Below are 17,696 nucleotides of genomic sequence, written 5' to 3'. Positions count from 1 at the left end.
CTCTATTCTGATATTTTACTTCCTTCCCAGTGGGATGACCAGAATAAATAATATACCATAGTAATCACTGTAAATACGCAAAATACTGGTATTACAGACTTCATTTCATCGATTGCTCCCGGTTCTCCGAAAGCAGTCTGTAAATATGTGTATGGTAATCTTCCGGTCCATGAAACAGGTATATACTTCCAGACATACATTCCAAGATTCGTGAGCATTAATGTACTGACAAGTCCGGAAATAATTCCTACTCCAATGGACACGCCTTTTCCGAATCGGAAGGCCAAAAGCATTTGCCAGATATATAACGGAATACTGCCACACCACATAACAAATACTGTCATCATATATGTCCCTGTACTTACTGTACTACACCCAAGGATTTTATGAAACCCGAAGCAAAAGATTCCTGCTGCTAAAAATACAGAAAACAAGCTGAATATAAGCAAAAGTATCACCTTAGACAAAAATGCTGTTGTCTTTTTTCGTAAGGTGAGCAGATTCTGGTATGCTCCGGCATTTTGCTCCTGTTCCATGATACATGCAGTAAATATTCCGATCAGAACAGGGAATCCTGCTCCAACTGCCTGGTAGAAAGCAATGATTTTTGTATTCTCATTCCAGGCAGAGAAAGCATAATACGCCAGAAACACCCCACTCGTTATAACAGGAATTAAAATATGCGCAAGCGTAATGGACAGCCCTTTCATTTTCAGCAAGTCCGCATGGAGGTTTCTTCTAAGCATTTCTATTTCCCCTCTCTCTTATCAAACCAGTTTAAGAACAAAAAAGTTGCAGCAATGAACCAGATAATGGATATGCAAATCCCCGGGAAAACGACTCCCGCATCCAAAAGCGGATTGCCTTCTTCTGCTCTGATTCCATTTGGTAATATATGAAGGAGTGGGCAAAGAATCCTCATCGGGATGGATGAAACAAAAAAATACCATTTTCCTGTCGGCGCTATGATAACGCCTCCAACCGTGAGAACCAAACATACCAGTAATTCCACAATCATTCCAAAGCGTTCACTTAAAAATAAAAGCAACGGTATCTCCCATAGCTGCGTAATCGTAAGAACCAATACTGCAGCCAAAGCTCCTCCGAACGGAACACAGGTGGTCAATAGAAATCCTCCGAAAGTGGCACCCACAAATATAATCATATCAGACACCAGAATCACACATCCCATATAGATGATTTTACCCATCACTAATTTTCTTTTGCTGATAGAAAGCGTCATGAGATGATAGTATCTTGTTTTTTTCTCCCGCATTATGGAAAGATAGCAGATAATGGCAAGCATTCCGGGCAGCAGCAGTGTATACCACCAATTCCAGACACTCTCTGCATATGCATTTGTCATTTCTAATGTAAGTACAAATGCCAAAGCAAATGTAATAATTGGAAATCCCCAGATCAGTACCCGTCCCATTGACTTTCTTGTTTTCAGATATTCTGCTCTCACAATACTAAGCACGACCTTCACCAGCCTTTCTGTTTTCTCTTACAACATTCATAAAGAGTTCTTCCAGATTCTCCCCCTGTTCCACTGGTCCTTCATATCCTAAAATACCATCTGAAATAATTCCCACATGATCGGCTAATAATTGTACTTCCGAGAGAATATGGCTGGAAAGTATGACCGTAATTCCCTGTGCCGGGAAGGATTGTATCAGCACTCGGAGTTCTTCGATTCCGATGGGATCTAACCCATTCGTGGGTTCATCTAATATTAGAAGCTTTGGCTCGCCCAGTAACGCCATTGCAATGCCAAGCCTCTGCTTCATTCCCAGAGAAAACTGCCCGACCTTCTTTTTTCCTGTATTTGCAAGAGAGACAATCTTAAGTACCTTATCAATCCTTTTTTCATCCACACCAAGCAGTAATGACCGGACTTTCAGATTTTCCCGTGCAGACAAATTCTCATAGACTGGTGGATTCTCGATCAATGCCCCAATTTCAGACAACGACTCCCTGCGCCATGGTTTTCCATCGAAATAAATCTCACCTGCTGTCGGTTTTAAAACACCGGTAATCATTTTCAGAGTAGTTGATTTCCCGGCCCCATTCGGTCCAAGAAGCCCATAGACTTTTCCCTTTTCAATATTTAGCGAGACTTTATTTACAGCCTTCTGTTTCTTAAATGACTTACAAAGATCTTTCGTTTGAAGCATCATTTCCATACTTATACCTTCTTTCTCTCGTTTCTATAGAAAGAGGATAACAGAAAAAAATAAAGATTTAATAAAGAACTCCATACCATTCTCGGTATAGAGTTCCTAACTATTATTTTGATAATAATTTTAAAAATCTCTTATCATTCATCTGCTCATTTGTAATATACTCACCATCACAGAACAACGCATAGGTTGTAATCGGTGTTGGTGCATTCTGAGCTTTTTCTCTACTCTTTATATGAATCGCCTTAAATCTGATATCTTTTTCTTTTGCAAGATTCTCTAAAACAGGAACATACTTTGCATTATAAGGACACTGATATGTGTAGAAAAGAACATAGCCTTTTTCATCGATATGCGGATGCCTGGCATTTTCCTTAAACTTTGGCGGCTCTGCTTCTTTTTCAAATGGCAGATACCAGAGCTGTACTCCATTGTCTGCTTCATCACAGGGGTCAAATCCTTTATATTTCAAGAACTTAGGATCTGAAAGAAACGGTTTCTTTTTCGCACACGATAAAATGCAAAGTCCTTTCTTTCCTTTCTGTTTACTATCTTCCATACAATAATTGAGCAGTTCGTTTGCGTACCCATGTCCCTTGAAAGAACCTGCAACCCACAAACAATCAATATACATATATCCTTTGGCATCAATTGGGTTCCACGCATACTCTGCAGGAATATATTCGATAAAACATTTTCCTCTCTCTTCACTTTTCAAGAAAACCAAGCCTTCATCAAATCGTTCCGAAAGCCATGATTTTTTCGATGTAACCTGTACATCCTTATTATTTGAGATTGCACAGCAGATGTGCTCTTTTTCCAAATTATCTTTTGTAACTTGGATAAATTCCATTTGAAATTCCCTCCCTCAACGCTCTTCAAGTGTCTATATTATTCTATATTAGAATGATTTTTTACATATTGGATGCCTGATTACAGTCTTCCACTTTTCAGGAGCAACCTTTCTTGCATCAGACATATATATCTCATGGTGAAACCTGTCATCGCTAAAGTCATTGCGGTATCCATGATCTTCCAGATATTTATCCATAATTGCAACAGTTGCGGGCTCATCATCAAAAGGTCCGTGATGCATAATCTGAACACACAACCCCTCATCAACTGTAAGGAATTCGGCTCTGGAACAATCCATTTTTTTCTTCGCAGATACAGTTCCCACCGCCCAATCAAAATCCTTCTTTGTCACAAAATCCGGAAGTCTGATGACTGATATCCAATAAAACTCAGCTTTTATACTGTAATCACAGCCATCCACTCCGTCTTGCCACCAAAAACCTTCCAGCGGCGGTACTACATACTCGAAAAATCCTTCTATCTTATAATCTGACTTATAGCTCATCTTCAAAGTATATGCTATCGCATATAATATGCCTACCGCCTGCTTGTACTCGCCACCTTCTTCGTTCGGATTACCTTTTCCTCTTACTGCGATGTAATTTGCCTTCGGAACAGTCACTATTTCCGGCTTGTTCTTTGGCATGTAAAATTCTTTAAATTCTTTCTTGAAATCAAATGCCATTTTCTCTCTACTCCTGATAATATTTACCTTTGTAAAAATTCTCTGCGCCTGTCTTTTCGACTGTCATTCGAAAGCATACACATCCGTCCGGACAAACATATTCCTTCACATTTGCTTCAATTCCTCCAATAAGTGTTAAATCTCCGCCACTTCTAACAGCCTGCATATCACCGTAAAGGATCTGCATCATTTTAGAACATATTCCATAGCCCTGCTCATTCACAGGACAGCCGTAGGTACAGGTGTATTTATCACCTATTTCTTCACCGTTCCTGCATAGGTGTTCTGTATGGTCGCCTCGCAGAAAACCTGTTACCTCTATTGAAAATCTATATTCTTCATCATACCATTTCTTCATTACCTTAGTCCCCCTTATTTCTGCAGACTCTGCATCATAGCAAAAAATTCATCTGCGTTGCCTGTACTGAAATACGCATACCAGTGTTCCAATGTATCTGCCGCAAATAAATCCAGGTATTCCAAAATCAATCTTGTCATATCAAGTGCGCCTGTAGCTGCAGCTGTTATCAAATTTCCGTCTCTGACAGCCGGCTTATCAATATAATGGTCTGTTCCCATATACTCCGGGCAAAACATATTTAAGAAACCTGCTCCGTTGCTCGTGTGCTTCTTATCATCCAAAATCCCGATATTTGCCAGTGCTACGGTAGCTCCACATATTGCAGCAACCAGTCCTCCGGCTTCCAGGAATTGCTTAGCAATCCCAAGAATCGGGGAGTTTTCAGATTCACTCCATCTGTCTGATCCGGGAAGAATCAGCACATTATCTTTATTTGCCTGGACATCCTTTATCGTCAGGTCCGGAACAATCGTAAGACCTCCCATGGATTTCACCGGCTCCTTTGAAAGAGATACTGTTTTCACCGAAATCTCTCTGGCGTCCTTCCTGAAAAACCTTTTTGAATGAAGTTCCGCAAGACAATAGCCAATTTCGCAATCAGCCATTGTATTCATTACATAAACATATACCGTTGTCATTTTGTCCTTCTTTCCTGTATTTTTCTGCAAGTTCAGAAGCGATACGAAACAGTTTCTCCCTTATAGATTCTGGTTCAAGAACAGTGACCGTGTCCCTACATGAAAGTATCCAGGACAACAGCCCCTCATCATCCGCATAATCATGTTCAAATAGAAGATTTCCATCCGGCATCTCTGCAAATGACTCTATACCATATTCTTCAATAAGATGCCATTTCATTGACGGATGAAAAACTGCTTTTACTTTTGCCTGTGGCGGAAACACCTTCTCATTTGATAAATCTGGCATTGGCACTGCACTTCTTTTTTCAAAATTTCTGCCATGCTTAAGCTCTGCCATTCGATTCAGTTTGAACATACGATAGTCGTTCCTTAGCAGACAATATCCATAGATGTACCAGCTTGACCATTTGAAGATCAGAAAATACGGTTCCATTTCCCTCTCCGTATTACCGCCCGGAGCATAATACTTAAACCTTAAGGTCTTCCCAAGCTCGATAGCATCCTGAATCAGCTCAATCTTTGGTGACAGAGAATCCTTATTCCATGATGACAGGTCGATAAGAACAGACTCATTTCCACTGACAAAATCAGATGATCCAGCCTTGAGCTTTTCCATAAGCCTAACATAATAATGGCTGCCACTTACGCTATCAAGACTTCGAAGACCTGCCATGATCATCTGCATATCCTTCGATGACAGAATCGTTCGATCCATCTTATAACCTTCCATTATGCTGATACCACCGCCTGCACCCTGTGATGTAAAAATCGGAATACCAGCTTTGCATAAATCTTCAATATCTCTGTTTATTGTTCTTCTTGAAACCTCAAATCTTTCTGCCAATTCCGGAGCAGTTATTTTCTCTTCCTGTAAAAGAATAGAAAGAATACCGATAAGCCTATCTATTTTCATATCACTTTCACTTCCTGATTCATCATACCACCTATAACACGACATCTATATGTCATGTTCAATTTATATTATACACAAAAAATAAGGTGTTACATTCAAAATCCTATCTTTTGAAAACTACTCCTGAAATAATTGACCCGGGAGTTTCAATTTTTCTTTTACCGGAAACTCCTTATCAAATGTTTCCACCTCAGCTTTATCCACAAAATATCCCTGTGGTGTCGCATACTCACCTGTAATCCCATCTAAATATCCCGGAATCAATTCCTTACACAAAAAGAAGGAGGCATCTTCGCTTTCCGGCAAACCATGATAACGAATGCCAAATTCACTGGCATAAGTAAAACCACTCTTTCCATAAAAATCAATGTTTCCTTCAAAGCAAACAGCGCCACAGCCAAGCTCCTTCGCTTTTTCCAGAGAGTAATCCAATAAAATCTATCCATACCCTTTTCTTTTCAGTTCAGGGGTAATGCAGATCGGTCCCATCGTCATGATGGGGATAGTCTTGCCATCATCAGCTTTGATATTTGCTCTCATAAACATGTTCTGACCAATCAGCTTGCCATCCTGTTCCACGATAAAATCAAGTTCCGGAACAAAAGCCGGATCATCTCGCAGCTGATTTAACACATAATGCTCAAAGCATCCCGGACGATATACATTCCAGAAGCTTTCTCTTACCAGATTTTCTACTTCCCGATATTCTTCTTTTTTCTCTAAACGAATAATAATGTTGCCTGTATTCATTTTTTCTTTATCCTTTCCTATTCCTTTTATTGATCTTTGCAATGTTCTTAAATTTTTGCCTTTTCTCAGCCAAATAACCTTGTGTATCTTTCACATACCGATTCTCATTCATCAGTTTCTGATAAGAGCGAAGTCGATCGATCGGTAATTCACCACGCTCTACCGCCTCTTGTACTGCACACCCTGGCTCACTGCCGGAATGAGTGCAATCACGAAAGCGACACTTTTGTGCCAGCTTCTCAATATCCGAAAAAGTCTGATCGATTCCGTCTCCGGCATCCCACATCCCCAGTTCACGCATCCCCGGTGTATCAATCACCATACCGCCGGATGGCAAAAGAGTCAGTTCACGAGAGGATACTTCAATCAGTTTACTATCTGGATTCTCGCACAAATCGCCTTTTGTCAGGACGACAACGGGCACTGCACCACTGTTCCAGGCAATCGCGACATAGCGCTCTAAACGCCTTAGATTAAAATCGTTATTCAGGGACATACACAAAAATACAGTATCAATATTGGTGGCAACGACCTGCTCCTCGTTTTTTTCACCAGCAGCTTTTCGGATAAAGGAGCTTTTTCGCGGAAGAACATAATGAATCACTGCATTTCCGCCACTTTTGTTCCAGTCAACCATAACAAAATCACCTACTGTCGGATAATCTGATTTTGCCTGTACGTCATAATGGTATCTGCCCGATATTTCTCCCCATTTTTCTCCCTGGGAAGAAATCAGCCGATATACTCCTTTTTCCTGTGAAAGAATTCTCGAAACAGTCAAATCCGCAAAACGTTCGGCCAACTTTTCGACTGTCTCAGACAGACCATACTGTCTCATAATAATCTCATTTCCCATATTACTCTTGTTCCTCTCCTGAATCCTTAACGTAATTCTCAGTAAAGTGTTTTACATGATTGCTGAGAATTGTAGCATAATCCTCACCTTCTCCGCTTTTATCGTACATACTGATAAGAAGAAAAAGTGGGGCGAAATATTCTACTGCAAGCTGTCTGGGATTTTCCTCTTTCAATACCTCTTTCTGAATCAGTTCACGGAACAGATCTTCCATATAGGCAACCGGTCCTTCGACAATACACTGGCTGTAAAGTTCTGCCATTTCTTTATTCCGGTATTGTTCCAAAGTTAACATTTTACGAAAGTAGGATGCAAACTCATCTTCTGTCCAGAACCTAAATTGTTCAACGGTATACTTTTGAATACTCTGCAAAGTAGTATTTTCATAAACATCCGGCTTAGTATCATATGCCTCATCCGGCATATGGTATTCCCTTGCTCTTTGAGCATCAATCTGTATCATTCTTTCTACAATGCAATCAAAGATATCACGCTTGTTTTTATAATGCCTGTATAAAGCACCTTTCGTCATATCGAGTTCCTCTGCAATGGTTCTAACAGAAACAGCTTCATACCCATCTTTTGCAAATAACTGTAATGCTGTCATCAATATCTTTTCCCTCGTATCCACCATATTATATCCCTCCACAATATAGTAACTGAATTCCCTTCTTCGCTGTAGTGAACGGTCGTTTACATTCATTTTAGTGAACGGTCGTTTATTTGTCAAGTATATTATCCCTAAAGAATTTGAATCTGACTATCAATATTTTCACAATATATGGATTTCGGCTGCTTGCCATGGCGTTCCACCATTTCAAGCGATGGCTGATTACTGATTTTTCTTGCAAATTCCATAATCTCATAAGTAAAACGATAGCTTTTAACATTAACTGTTTTACAAATAATTCTACGGAATTGTGAAGCACAGACACAAAGTGTTTACGATATTCCAGAGTTGCCTTTCCCTCTAAAATATAGTCACAATATCTAATCGCCCTTGCCCTTGCTTCGATCGCATTATTCTGTAAAATTTGATTTTTTATATAATTCATTTTACCTCATTTGGTAATAAGGTATTGTCAAAAACTATCTTCTCTAAATACTCCGACTTTCGTTTATCCCCCAAATCTGAGAACAAAGCGCTTGCCGCAACCAAAGCAGTTCTCATGTATTGTGTATTATCTTTAAATATATCGGATTCATCTAATGTTCCTTCATATCATTTATTAAAACTCTTTTGTTCTTCCACTAACCCCTCCGAAAAGTAAAAGGATGACTGGGTAGCCATCCTCTTACTATTTTTTCACAGTTTATTCTGCGATGGAATGGGTTTTCAGTCTCCATCCCGACCGCTGAGACAGGTTTTAGGTCTCTGACCCGACCATAATTAATATCTCTTTTTATAAGTATATTATCCTTTATTATATGTATTCATTCAAAGATATTTTCCATAAGAACAGAAAACCCCTATAAATAGCATAATCACTATTTATAGGGGTCTATCTTCATCATAATTCTAATGCAAAGTTTGCATTATGCGTTCATCTGATTTGCGACTTTTGGATTACATTCCAGCCTGATTTGTGAACTTTGAAATTATATTCTGCCTGTATTGCTACTTATATATAATACAGCTATGTATTTATCAGTATTTTCAAGAAATTGGTCTTTCCGGCTAATTAACGATTTCCTGTGTTCCCCAATTTTTTAAGTTGGGGAATGATTCTGAGCATTTGTTGCTTGATTTCAATTTCATTTTTTCTTATTTGGGGAATCCTTTTTATAAAGTTGGGGAGTATTTTCGTTCCCCAACTTTATAATCAGCAATGACTCATAGCTGAAATTCTCACTTTTCGAATTTCTTCATTATAATATTCTTCCGGTGTCTGTGTCTTCGCCACTCCAAATTTCTTAATTTCTTCTTCCATTATATTATCCAAGACATGTGTATAAATGTTTAATGTGATGCTGATACTCGAATGTCCCATCAACCTCTGGACAACCTTCGGTTCCATTTTCTTTTCAAAGCATCTTGTAGCAAACGTATGTCGTAAACTATGTGGGTGGAAGTCCCTGATCTCTCTGGGTTCTCTATTTTCTTGTACTGCCAGAACTCCTTCTTTTTCTCTCATTCTCTTTAAAGCCTTTTTTATTTCTTTCTCTACAACATATCTGACACAGGGACTTCCCATACCTGTTGTAAATACCAAATCTTTTAAATCATCCGTACTTCTCCAGCGACTGCCCAGTTCCTCTTTTAGCTTATTCTGTTTTTTCTTCTGAGCTTTTAATATTTCTTCCATTTCTCCTAAAAACGGAATCTCTCTGATTGAATTTACCGTTTTAGGAGTTACAAGCATCATTCTCTTTTCTCCATTATAATAACTACAACTCAAGGAACGTCTGACGTGAACTACTTTCTTTTTAAAATCTATATCGCTCCATTTCATTCCACCAAGTTCTCCAACTCGGACACCTGTCAGACACATGAAATAAAACATTTCTTTATACCAGCTATCCTCCATCTCACTCAGGAAATTGTCCTGTTCTTCCTGGGTTAATGCAATTTCTTCTTTTGATTGTTTAAATGTCCATGGTACTTCTACAATCAAACATGGATTTACTTTAATCAATTGGTTTCCTAATGCAAAATCTAAGCATTCTCTTAAACGCCCCAATGCTTCTCGCATTGCACTGTGCGATACATAATTCTGTTCCATTGCATTTAATGCTCTCTGAACATCCAACGGTTTAATATCTTTCAACTTCATTGAACCAATATAAAAGCCAAATGTTCTTTTGAAATTATTTTTCATCGGTGCAATACTCGTTTCCTTCACCCGGTGTTGCTTTACCTCTGAAAACCATTCTTCAAACCACTCATTCAATGTGATTCTGGTTTTTCTATAATCCAATGTATCCCTGGCATTTTCTTTTGCCTTTTCAAATTCTTCCATCAGTTCATTTAGATCTGTTCCATATAAATTGATTCTAATTCCGTTTACAACCGCTCTTGCTTCATATGAACCGTTCTTCTCTCTAACTCCTCTTGGTAATGCTTTTGCCATAATTGTTTCCTCCTGAAAAACTTCTTATCTGTTGCTCCTTCAAATTACCATTCATAAACGTGCAAAACAAACATGCGAATTTTTGTTTCGCATTCTTGACTTACTTTCTGACCTGTGCCAACAGCCATTTATCGAGTAAGAGCTTATGTGCATAATTACGATTGCCAATTCTGACAACAAATATTTTTTCATTTTCTCTCATCAATTCTCTAGTTTTCGTCATCCCAAGATTCAAGTAAGCTGCTGTTTCTTCTACATTTAAAAGTACCTTTTCTTGCTCCATATACTACCCTCACACTCGCTTCTTTCCTATATAATAGTCATATCCTTTTCTGATATTGCAAAACATACAAGTATCCTTATATCGCTGTTCTGGATTCACTCGCCGGATATAATATCCCGGCACATCATAAAAATTGCCTGCACATACTCTGCACAGGCTCACGACCAACGGTTTTTCAATGATCTTCGGTATCCCGGTACTTCTTCGGATTGCTTTATTGATTTTCTCCATTTCAGTACAATCTAAGGTACACACATAATTTTCCAACCGTCTTTTATCTAAAGTTCTAAGCTGCTCCAACAGCACTACAGAATCCTTTTCCAAACCTTCCATTTCCGGGACTGCAATGTGTGTCGGCAGTTTCATTTTTTCTTTACTAGTAATTGCTGCCACGATCACTGTCGGACTGTATTTATTTCCTATATTATTCTGAATCACCAGCACCGGACGATAACCGCCCTGTTCACTTCCAAATACAGGATCAAGGTCGGCGTGATAAATATCCCCACGCCTGACGTTTCTATCTTCCATCTTTGCTTTATCTCCTCTCGTCTTTCTAACTGTTGTTATCCCTAAATATGTAAAATACAAGCCTATTTGTCCCCGACGCCCCGACTTGTAATTGGGAAATCATCAGACGGCTGACTGCTAATCAGCTCCACAGGATTTTATCTAAAATAAATATATGGGATTAGGAGTTTTCCTCTCCAGGGATCTCCTGAAGCTGCCCTCACTTGTTGCGGCATCAAAGAAATATTTTGTATACACGACTTTATGACCGGACAGGAGTATCATTATGCCTGTTGTCTGTCATCGCCCTGCTAGAAGCAATCTGACAGTTATAACCAGATATTTTTCGCTCAACAGTCCGGGTAATACAAACTGAAATCAAAAGGAAGTATACGGGTGGGATTTCGCTGTCTTTACCCAGCCTGTGTTATGGCGTATCTGTTAATGTGGCTTACGCTCATCACGATAACAACAGGAATGTGTCTGATGAATGTATATGAATTTGTCAAGGTTCGTCCCGCTCCCCAGTCTTTTCGTGACAAAAGAAGAAACAGGCGGATCAGAATATTTCTCTTTCCACCTGTTTCCTCACTTAAACGCTATTTTTCAACCCACTATCTCAAAATCTTTTTCAAATTTCTGATTGCTGCTTTTACAGACTTTGCTACCATCTGAAAAGAGCAGCCTTCTTCCTGTGCAATCTGCTCATAATTCTTATCTTCAAAATAATACTTCATCAATCGTCTTCTCTGAATTTCCGACAACTGCTGGATTGCACTATGTAACCGTTCTGCTTCCAGTTTATTCAGAACAGTATCCTCTACACCTTCCTCTTTCTGAAATACTCGTTCATATAAACTGGAATCCCAGATTTCTGACTGTTCCAAATGCCTGTCCACAACATTCATATGCGACACATCCTGCAATTCAAACGTATTAAAAGCTTCATATACATTCTTTCCTATTTCCAAATCCTTGTACTCTTTTTCACCATTATGAAATGAAACATAATATTTTCCGTCCTTCTTATAGATTTCATATGGGTTGTATTTATCTTTTCTTCTTTTTGGCTGTCTGCCTTCCATGTCCTTTCCTCCGATCTGAATTTTTTTGAATTCAGATCAGTAGGCGGGGCACGAATACGAACAATCGTCCTTGTTAGGAATTGTTCATTCTCAATATTTAGGTAACAAAAAACGCCCTGACAGATTTCACTCCTATGGACGCATTTAATTCGATATTTTATTACCCTGGATTCATTATTGGCTCTTACCCTAGTTTCAATTCCAACATTTACTAATGAAATTGTTGAGATTTTTTTAATTGAATACCTTCTGTTGAACAGAATTTTTTAGCTGAACTCTTGCTAAGAACCATATTTTCTCCGGTTAGATTCCGGAAAAGAAAATAAGCATACAAATACTGCTCTTTCGGAATCTGTTTTTTTTAACCGAAAGAGATTTGTATGCTTTCTCATTCATTGGGTAATACCCTGTATTTTTTCTAATGTTACACCCTTTTCACTTTTCAAATTTAGGGTAATACACTAAGTTTATGGAGGTATATAAACATGGATATTCCAAAAACATTATTTGCCACTTTAGTAAAACAAGGGCGTATGGAAATGCATTTAACACAAGAAGCTCTTGCTGAAAAACTCGGAATATCGGCGGCTTATCTTGGAGACCTCGAACGCCATAAAGGCGGTCCCAGTCTGGAATTATTTTGTAAAACCATGCAGACTTTAAATATTTCTGCTGATGACTACGTTTATCCAAATCAGAATAAAAATAATTCTACATATGATCAGATTCTTCGGCTCTTAAATCAGTGCAATGATTATCAGTTACAGGTAATTCTTGCAACTACGACAGCTTTGCTAGATTCTAATCCTTTTATTTCTAACGTAGACACTACTAATGATACAGAATAAAACTTGTAAAATACCGATAAATAGCTGATAATTACCGATATTTAAAATTAGTGGAATAAATACTATTACCATATGTTAAAAACAGTTATGCTATATCATTACAACTTGATATAACATAACTGTTTCTTCTTTACGAACATCCTTTTATCTATCAAATACTACATTTTCCTCCACAACACACTTAATTGCTTTTCATCTCGCTAATTATTTTTTCCATATCCGTCGATTTTTTCAAGAGTCCTAAACCAGCCAATAACTGAATACAATCTACATATCCTTGACAATATGCCCTTTGTTCTGACACAAACGCTTCTTCTTCCAAAATTTCTCCATATTGCTTCAACTTCTCCCTGTCCTCATTACTTATATGATCGAGAAGTTTATTCACCTTTTCTTTTTCCATTTTCTTCTTCAACTGAATATTTGCAAGTTCTTGGAAATAGATATAACTTTCTCTGTTTATATTCTCACAACGCAACTGGTTCAAAAAAGAGGATATTTCATTCCAAATATCATTTTCCATAAAAATTTCTCCTGCTATTTTGGGTATCTTTACTTATTATGCCCAATTTTATATTCCATCATTTCATCAATTCACCATTAAATTTATATCCCATACCCCATACATTTAAAATGTATCTTGGTTTTGCAGAATCTGGCTCAATCTTTTTTCTGATTCTCCGAATTATGCCCATAACATTATCTTCTGCCCCATAATATGGTTCTTTCCACACCTGTGTATATATTTGTTCCTTTGAAAATATCCGTCCTGGATTTTTTGCCAGCAAATATAATATTTCAAATTCATAATTCGTCAATTGAACCAGCTCACCATTACTTTCTACAGAACGATATTCCGCATTTATTTTTAATGCTCCATAATCAAGTACCCTATTTTGTTTACCAGGCATCTCAGAGTATTTTTTAGCAGACAGAAAATGTAATAATTCATTTAATTTTTCTTCCTCATTTTCATCAAATGTTACAACAACTACCCTTCCCATTTTTATAAAAACCTTTCATATTCCAAATCTTACAAGTGTAATTTTTATATATTATTACATCTGTAAGATTTAAAGTCAAGTTTTTATTTCGTTGACAGAATAACCTTTTAAGATATATAATATTTTTATTACATTTGTAAGATTTGGAGGAATATCACATGAACAATCTGCCTCAAATTTCAGAAGCTGAATTTGAAGTTATGAAAATCGTTTGGAAATACGCACCAATCAGCACCAATGAAATTACTGAAAAATTAACACAAATTTCCCGTTGGAGTCCTAAAACAATTCATACATTAATTAAACGTCTCGTTTCTAAAAAAGCACTAACCTACGAAAAACAAAGCCGGGTTTTTGTCTATACTCCATTGGTCAAGGAAGACGAATATATTCGGCAGGAAAGTAATTCTTTTTTAAAACGATATTATAATGGTAATATCACTTCTATGCTTGCCTCTTACATTGAGGATGATAAATTGTCTGAAGAAGACATTGCCAGCTTACGGAATCTTCTTTCCAATCATTAACCATGGGAGGAGGAGCATATTTTGATATATTTTAGTTTTCGATTTTTACTGTGTAATGCCATCATTTGTATTTTTTTAGGTAGTTTACTGGGATTAAAAAATTTATTGCAAAGGCAATTATCCGCACGTATGCAATATAATCTTTCGATTATATTTCTTGCCGTTCTAATTGTTCCCTTTTTACCAATAAGCTCTGCCCCATCTTCTATATCGTGGAGCCATTTGCTGACAGCCAGTTCAAGTACCAATGGTGACATTCAAACCACTTTTCTTTCTGGTAATGGTTATAATTTGGATAAAATAAATGATTTTGCTGTCTCTGTCAGCACCCAAATACCAACTTTTATTCACACATTACTTGTATTTTTCTGGAGTATCGGTATATTCATAATGTTTTTTCTTCTCTACCGCTCAGTAAGACAAGTAAACGCCTTACATAGTTCTGCTTTACCTCTTCAAAATGAAGAACTAAACGCTCTTTATATAGAATGTTTAAACGAAGTGAACAGCAAGCATACCATTCCGATTTATAGTACAGCATTTTTGAAATCTCCTGTTTTGGCTGGTTTCCTGCATCCTCGCATTTATCTTCCAATTCACTTGATTTCAGATTTTAACGCTGGAACTATAAGCGCAACTGATATTCGATATATGCTTCTTCATGAACTGCAGCACTACAAGCATAAAGATATTCTAATTGGATATTTGATAAATACAGTACATGTTTTCTACTGGTTCAATCCCCTAATCTGGTATTTTCTAAAAAGAATACGGCAGGAACGCGAACTTGCCTGCGACAGTGCTGTATTACAATTATTGAAAGAAACAGAATACAAGTCATATGGAAATACACTGATTAACTTTGCCGAAACAATAGCTCTGTCTCCATTCCCTCTTACTATGGGAATCAGTGGAAATATAAAACAGTTAAAAGGACGCATTTTAAATATTGCATCATTCCACCAACCTACTTTTAAACAAAAAATTCGTGGATATCTTATATGCATATTCGTCTCTACTATCATCATTGGATGCATTCCCATACTTTCTGTTTATGCTTCTGATCAGACTGGCTATCATTTTGACACAACCGAAAAGAATATTACTCAGCTAAATCTTTCTTCCAATTTTGGGGACTACACCGGAAGTTTTGTTTTATATAATCAGTCTGCTGATAAATGGAATATTTATAATATGGATCATGCTTCCACACGTGTATCACCGAATTCGACTTATAAAATATATGATGCATTACTTGGCTTGGAATCTGGAATTATTACACCAGAACATTCCACTTTCACATGGAATGGAGAACCATATCCTTTTAATTCATGGGAAGCCGATCAAGATTTAACCTCGGCTATACATAATTCTGTAAACTGGTATTTTCAGGCAATTGATTCACAGGCAGGTTTTGAAGCCGTAAGAACATTTTTACAGACAATAAACTATGGGAATCAAAATACTGGAACAAATCTAAATCTCTATTGGACAGATTTCTCTCTGAAGATATCACCCATAGAACAGGTGGAATTGTTACAGGATTTCTATCAAAATAATTTTCATTTTGACAGTAAAAATATCCAGGCTGTAAAAAAAGCCCTGCTGCTTTCCACTACTTCTTCCGGTTCTCTTTACGGGAAAACAGGAACTGGGCGTGTCAATGGTAAAGATGTCAATGGCTGGTTTATCGGATACATTGAAACAGCGAATAATACTTACTACTTCGCAACAAATATTCAATCCTCTTCTGGTGCAACTGGAAGTCAGGCTACCGAAATAACAGAATCTGTACTTTCTAATCTTGGTATTTGGAAATAAATAAAGAGAACTGATAGCATAATTTCCTGTTATCAGTTCTCTTTATTTCATTCTTCTCTACTGATCAATTCTGCAAATTACCTAACCGGTACTGATACCTCGGTATATTATCAATACCATTATCTAAAATCCTGTTTCCAACATACTGAATCGTTCCATCATCCTGAATTTTCATCGTAAGTTCGTGTGTAATAACAGCATCATTACATACAACAGAATCACATACTGCATGAATTGTCAAAACAATGGTTCCATCTTCATTATGCCTGACTTCTGTTACTTCCGGTAAAGACAAGCCAAAATGTGTTGGTGAATAATTACCATATCCCAATCGTTCCCAGATAAACATATTACTTTGTTCATCGTAGACCGCCCATTCTTTCAATTCTTCTTTTGTAACAGGAAGATATGTCATAATTACATTTTCGAACTCTTCTGCTGGAATTCCCACAACCTCTTTTTCTGCCGTAAATTTTTCTCCATATTTCATTTGATAAAAATATTCATAAAGTCCATTATAATCCAACCCCTGCATATCCTCCGCATTCCAGTTTGAACATAACAGATTGTTTCCATGATAGCCGAACGTACTCACATATTTTTTTAAATATTCCCGACACTCCTCACTCAAAGGCTTTACCCGGATAATACAACTTCCATCTACAATCTCTGTCACTTCCGGTGGTTCAGGTACGCATAATTCATAACAGAAATTCCCATTTTCAGTATATGCCCATTCTTTTATTTTTGATAGCGATATGTATGTAAGTACAGGCTCTGTATCCTCACTCCAGATCATTTTTGCGGACATCACACTCATTTCTTTTCCATCATAACTATATTCTTTTCTGGTAATTCCACCATCTGTATCTGCTTCATATAAAATTACACTTCCTTTTTCTTCTTGTTCTGCAGATTTTAAAAATTGTTCCATCTTCTGATAATTATCCATAACAGAATAATGATCGGAACCAATGACCGGATTCCCATTTTGTTTGATAATTTCTTTCATCCGATTCATCATTTGCTCAGCAGTGTTCTGATCTGCTTCTTGTATTCCATTATATTCAGAATAAATATCTCGGATAATGCCCATAATTTCTTCACAATCGTTCACAGCTTCCTTTTTCTTGTCTTCATCGATTGGTAGATTATATCCCTTATCCGGATTTTCCATGGTAGTGTTTTTCTGATTCTTCTCATTTTTTACATCTGTGCTGTTTAACGATATCTTACTTTCACAGGAAGTCAGAATCATTCCTATACAAAGTACTAACAAAATACTTTTTCTTTTCATATTGCC

The 17,696-nt window shown here is 37.3% G+C and carries 23 protein-coding genes; 3 read left to right on the top strand and 20 right to left on the bottom strand.

Features of this window, described 5'->3' with window-relative positions; all coding sequences use genetic code 11:
* Positions 1-2: 2 nt before the first annotated feature.
* The 17 genes from ACQRD1_RS05270 to ACQRD1_RS05190 form a co-directional block, all read right to left on the bottom strand.
* Positions 3-746, bottom strand: coding sequence for a lantibiotic immunity ABC transporter MutG family permease subunit (locus tag ACQRD1_RS05270; RefSeq protein WP_235233063.1), 744 nt, complete (start codon positions 744-746; stop codon positions 3-5).
* 2 nt (positions 747-748) lie between these two features.
* Positions 749-1,480: a lantibiotic immunity ABC transporter MutE/EpiE family permease subunit gene (locus ACQRD1_RS05265; RefSeq protein WP_235233062.1), complete on the bottom strand. Its 732-nt coding sequence runs from the start codon at positions 1,478-1,480 to the stop codon at positions 749-751.
* Positions 1,473-2,186, bottom strand: coding sequence for a lantibiotic protection ABC transporter ATP-binding protein (locus ACQRD1_RS05260; RefSeq protein ID WP_235233061.1), 714 nt, complete (start codon positions 2,184-2,186; stop codon positions 1,473-1,475). The genes ACQRD1_RS05265 and ACQRD1_RS05260 overlap by 8 nt, the downstream gene beginning before the upstream one ends.
* 103 nt (positions 2,187-2,289) lie before the next feature.
* Positions 2,290-3,036, bottom strand: a complete 747-nt coding sequence (locus ACQRD1_RS05255; RefSeq protein WP_235233060.1) for an N-acetyltransferase — start codon at positions 3,034-3,036, stop codon at positions 2,290-2,292.
* 48 nt (positions 3,037-3,084) lie between these two features.
* Positions 3,085-3,723 carry a GyrI-like domain-containing protein gene (locus tag ACQRD1_RS05250; protein WP_235233059.1) on the bottom strand — a complete coding sequence of 213 codons (639 nt, stop codon included), beginning with the start codon at positions 3,721-3,723 and terminating at the stop codon, positions 3,085-3,087.
* A 7-nt stretch (positions 3,724-3,730) separates the two neighbouring features.
* Positions 3,731-4,081: a TIGR04076 family protein gene (locus ACQRD1_RS05245; RefSeq protein ID WP_235233058.1), complete on the bottom strand. Its 351-nt coding sequence runs from the start codon at positions 4,079-4,081 to the stop codon at positions 3,731-3,733.
* A 14-nt stretch (positions 4,082-4,095) separates the two neighbouring features.
* Positions 4,096-4,722 (bottom strand): type 1 glutamine amidotransferase family protein, encoded by a 627-nt coding sequence (locus ACQRD1_RS05240; RefSeq protein WP_235233057.1) that lies wholly within the window; start codon positions 4,720-4,722, stop codon positions 4,096-4,098.
* Positions 4,682-5,638, bottom strand: coding sequence for a helix-turn-helix transcriptional regulator (locus ACQRD1_RS05235; protein WP_235233056.1), 957 nt, complete (start codon positions 5,636-5,638; stop codon positions 4,682-4,684). The genes ACQRD1_RS05240 and ACQRD1_RS05235 overlap by 41 nt, the downstream gene beginning before the upstream one ends.
* A 117-nt stretch (positions 5,639-5,755) precedes the next feature.
* Positions 5,756-6,070: a GNAT family acetyltransferase gene (locus tag ACQRD1_RS05230; RefSeq protein ID WP_328282604.1), complete on the bottom strand. Its 315-nt coding sequence runs from the start codon at positions 6,068-6,070 to the stop codon at positions 5,756-5,758.
* 6 nt (positions 6,071-6,076) lie between these two features.
* Positions 6,077-6,388, bottom strand: coding sequence for a hypothetical protein (locus tag ACQRD1_RS05225; protein ID WP_328282603.1), 312 nt, complete (start codon positions 6,386-6,388; stop codon positions 6,077-6,079).
* Between the two features lie 7 nt (positions 6,389-6,395).
* Positions 6,396-7,244, bottom strand: coding sequence for a GTPase RsgA (gene rsgA / locus ACQRD1_RS05220; protein ID WP_235233055.1), 849 nt, complete (start codon positions 7,242-7,244; stop codon positions 6,396-6,398).
* A 1-nt stretch (position 7,245) separates the two neighbouring features.
* Positions 7,246-7,878 carry a TetR/AcrR family transcriptional regulator gene (locus ACQRD1_RS05215; RefSeq protein ID WP_235233054.1) on the bottom strand — a complete coding sequence of 211 codons (633 nt, stop codon included), beginning with the start codon at positions 7,876-7,878 and terminating at the stop codon, positions 7,246-7,248.
* Between the two features lie 85 nt (positions 7,879-7,963).
* The gene (locus ACQRD1_RS05210; RefSeq protein WP_235233053.1) at positions 7,964-8,299 is read right to left on the bottom strand and encodes a hypothetical protein; all 336 of its coding nucleotides are present in this window, start codon (positions 8,297-8,299) and stop codon (positions 7,964-7,966) included.
* 768 nt (positions 8,300-9,067) lie between these two features.
* On the bottom strand, positions 9,068-10,315 hold the full coding sequence (locus tag ACQRD1_RS05205) for a tyrosine-type recombinase/integrase (protein WP_235233052.1): 1,248 nt from the start codon (positions 10,313-10,315) through the stop codon (positions 9,068-9,070).
* A 100-nt stretch (positions 10,316-10,415) separates the two neighbouring features.
* Positions 10,416-10,598, bottom strand: coding sequence for an excisionase (locus ACQRD1_RS05200; RefSeq protein ID WP_028088126.1), 183 nt, complete (start codon positions 10,596-10,598; stop codon positions 10,416-10,418).
* Positions 10,599-10,607: 9 nt separating this feature from the next.
* On the bottom strand, positions 10,608-11,129 hold the full coding sequence (locus tag ACQRD1_RS05195) for a type II toxin-antitoxin system PemK/MazF family toxin (protein WP_235233051.1): 522 nt from the start codon (positions 11,127-11,129) through the stop codon (positions 10,608-10,610).
* 593 nt (positions 11,130-11,722) lie between these two features.
* On the bottom strand, positions 11,723-12,193 hold the full coding sequence (locus ACQRD1_RS05190; RefSeq protein ID WP_235233050.1) for an RNA polymerase sigma factor: 471 nt from the start codon (positions 12,191-12,193) through the stop codon (positions 11,723-11,725).
* Between the two features lie 485 nt (positions 12,194-12,678).
* Between ACQRD1_RS05190 and ACQRD1_RS05185 the strand changes: the two genes are divergently transcribed.
* On the top strand, positions 12,679-13,041 hold the full coding sequence (locus ACQRD1_RS05185) for a helix-turn-helix domain-containing protein (RefSeq protein ID WP_055181100.1): 363 nt from the start codon (positions 12,679-12,681) through the stop codon (positions 13,039-13,041).
* 181 nt (positions 13,042-13,222) lie between these two features.
* On the opposite strand, the gene ACQRD1_RS05180 is transcribed toward ACQRD1_RS05185, so the two are convergent.
* Entirely contained in the window at positions 13,223-13,564 is a 342-nt protein-coding gene (locus ACQRD1_RS05180; RefSeq protein ID WP_026649399.1) for a hypothetical protein, read from the bottom strand.
* A 58-nt stretch (positions 13,565-13,622) separates the two neighbouring features.
* Positions 13,623-14,045 carry a winged helix-turn-helix domain-containing protein gene (locus ACQRD1_RS05175; RefSeq protein ID WP_028087872.1) on the bottom strand — a complete coding sequence of 141 codons (423 nt, stop codon included), beginning with the start codon at positions 14,043-14,045 and terminating at the stop codon, positions 13,623-13,625.
* Positions 14,046-14,203: 158 nt separating this feature from the next.
* Between ACQRD1_RS05175 and ACQRD1_RS05170 the strand changes: the two genes are divergently transcribed.
* Positions 14,204-14,572: a BlaI/MecI/CopY family transcriptional regulator gene (locus ACQRD1_RS05170; RefSeq protein WP_235234291.1), complete on the top strand. Its 369-nt coding sequence runs from the start codon at positions 14,204-14,206 to the stop codon at positions 14,570-14,572.
* Positions 14,573-14,593: 21 nt separating this feature from the next.
* A complete protein-coding gene (locus tag ACQRD1_RS05165) occupies positions 14,594-16,393 on the top strand; it encodes a BlaR1 family beta-lactam sensor/signal transducer (RefSeq protein WP_235234292.1) in 1,800 nt (599 codons plus the stop codon).
* A 64-nt stretch (positions 16,394-16,457) separates the two neighbouring features.
* On the opposite strand, the gene ACQRD1_RS05160 is transcribed toward ACQRD1_RS05165, so the two are convergent.
* A complete protein-coding gene (locus tag ACQRD1_RS05160) occupies positions 16,458-17,690 on the bottom strand; it encodes a DUF6070 family protein (RefSeq protein ID WP_235232919.1) in 1,233 nt (410 codons plus the stop codon).
* Between the last annotated feature and the right edge of the window lie 6 nt (positions 17,691-17,696).

This window comes from Bariatricus sp. SGI.019 (assembly GCF_050315235.1).
Lineage (GTDB): Bacteria > Bacillota > Clostridia > Lachnospirales > Lachnospiraceae > JAFBIX01.
Note: the sequence above shows the minus strand (reverse complement) of the source record. Positions and strands in the feature narration are given on the sequence as shown.

Coding starts and splice junctions, on each gene's coding strand:
- ACQRD1_RS05190 (WP_235233050.1), bottom strand. CDS start 12,193: ATGGAAGGCAGACAGCCAAAAAGAAGAAAAGATAAATACAACCCATAT.
- ACQRD1_RS05270 (WP_235233063.1), bottom strand. CDS start 746: ATGCTTAGAAGAAACCTCCATGCGGACTTGCTGAAAATGAAAGGGCTG.
- ACQRD1_RS05215 (WP_235233054.1), bottom strand. CDS start 7,878: ATGGTGGATACGAGGGAAAAGATATTGATGACAGCATTACAGTTATTT.
- ACQRD1_RS05245 (WP_235233058.1), bottom strand. CDS start 4,081: ATGAAGAAATGGTATGATGAAGAATATAGATTTTCAATAGAGGTAACA.
- ACQRD1_RS05185 (WP_055181100.1), top strand. CDS start 12,679: ATGGATATTCCAAAAACATTATTTGCCACTTTAGTAAAACAAGGGCGT.
- ACQRD1_RS05180 (WP_026649399.1), bottom strand. CDS start 13,564: ATGGAAAATGATATTTGGAATGAAATATCCTCTTTTTTGAACCAGTTG.
- rsgA (WP_235233055.1), bottom strand. CDS start 7,244: ATGGGAAATGAGATTATTATGAGACAGTATGGTCTGTCTGAGACAGTC.
- ACQRD1_RS05235 (WP_235233056.1), bottom strand. CDS start 5,638: ATGAAAATAGATAGGCTTATCGGTATTCTTTCTATTCTTTTACAGGAA.
- ACQRD1_RS05250 (WP_235233059.1), bottom strand. CDS start 3,723: ATGGCATTTGATTTCAAGAAAGAATTTAAAGAATTTTACATGCCAAAG.
- ACQRD1_RS05240 (WP_235233057.1), bottom strand. CDS start 4,722: ATGACAACGGTATATGTTTATGTAATGAATACAATGGCTGATTGCGAA.
- ACQRD1_RS05160 (WP_235232919.1), bottom strand. CDS start 17,690: ATGAAAAGAAAAAGTATTTTGTTAGTACTTTGTATAGGAATGATTCTG.
- ACQRD1_RS05260 (WP_235233061.1), bottom strand. CDS start 2,186: ATGGAAATGATGCTTCAAACGAAAGATCTTTGTAAGTCATTTAAGAAA.
- ACQRD1_RS05225 (WP_328282603.1), bottom strand. CDS start 6,388: ATGAATACAGGCAACATTATTATTCGTTTAGAGAAAAAAGAAGAATAT.
- ACQRD1_RS05255 (WP_235233060.1), bottom strand. CDS start 3,036: ATGGAATTTATCCAAGTTACAAAAGATAATTTGGAAAAAGAGCACATC.
- ACQRD1_RS05210 (WP_235233053.1), bottom strand. CDS start 8,299: ATGAATTATATAAAAAATCAAATTTTACAGAATAATGCGATCGAAGCA.
- ACQRD1_RS05195 (WP_235233051.1), bottom strand. CDS start 11,129: ATGGAAGATAGAAACGTCAGGCGTGGGGATATTTATCACGCCGACCTT.
- ACQRD1_RS05200 (WP_028088126.1), bottom strand. CDS start 10,598: ATGGAGCAAGAAAAGGTACTTTTAAATGTAGAAGAAACAGCAGCTTAC.
- ACQRD1_RS05170 (WP_235234291.1), top strand. CDS start 14,204: ATGAACAATCTGCCTCAAATTTCAGAAGCTGAATTTGAAGTTATGAAA.
- ACQRD1_RS05205 (WP_235233052.1), bottom strand. CDS start 10,315: ATGGCAAAAGCATTACCAAGAGGAGTTAGAGAGAAGAACGGTTCATAT.
- ACQRD1_RS05175 (WP_028087872.1), bottom strand. CDS start 14,045: ATGGGAAGGGTAGTTGTTGTAACATTTGATGAAAATGAGGAAGAAAAA.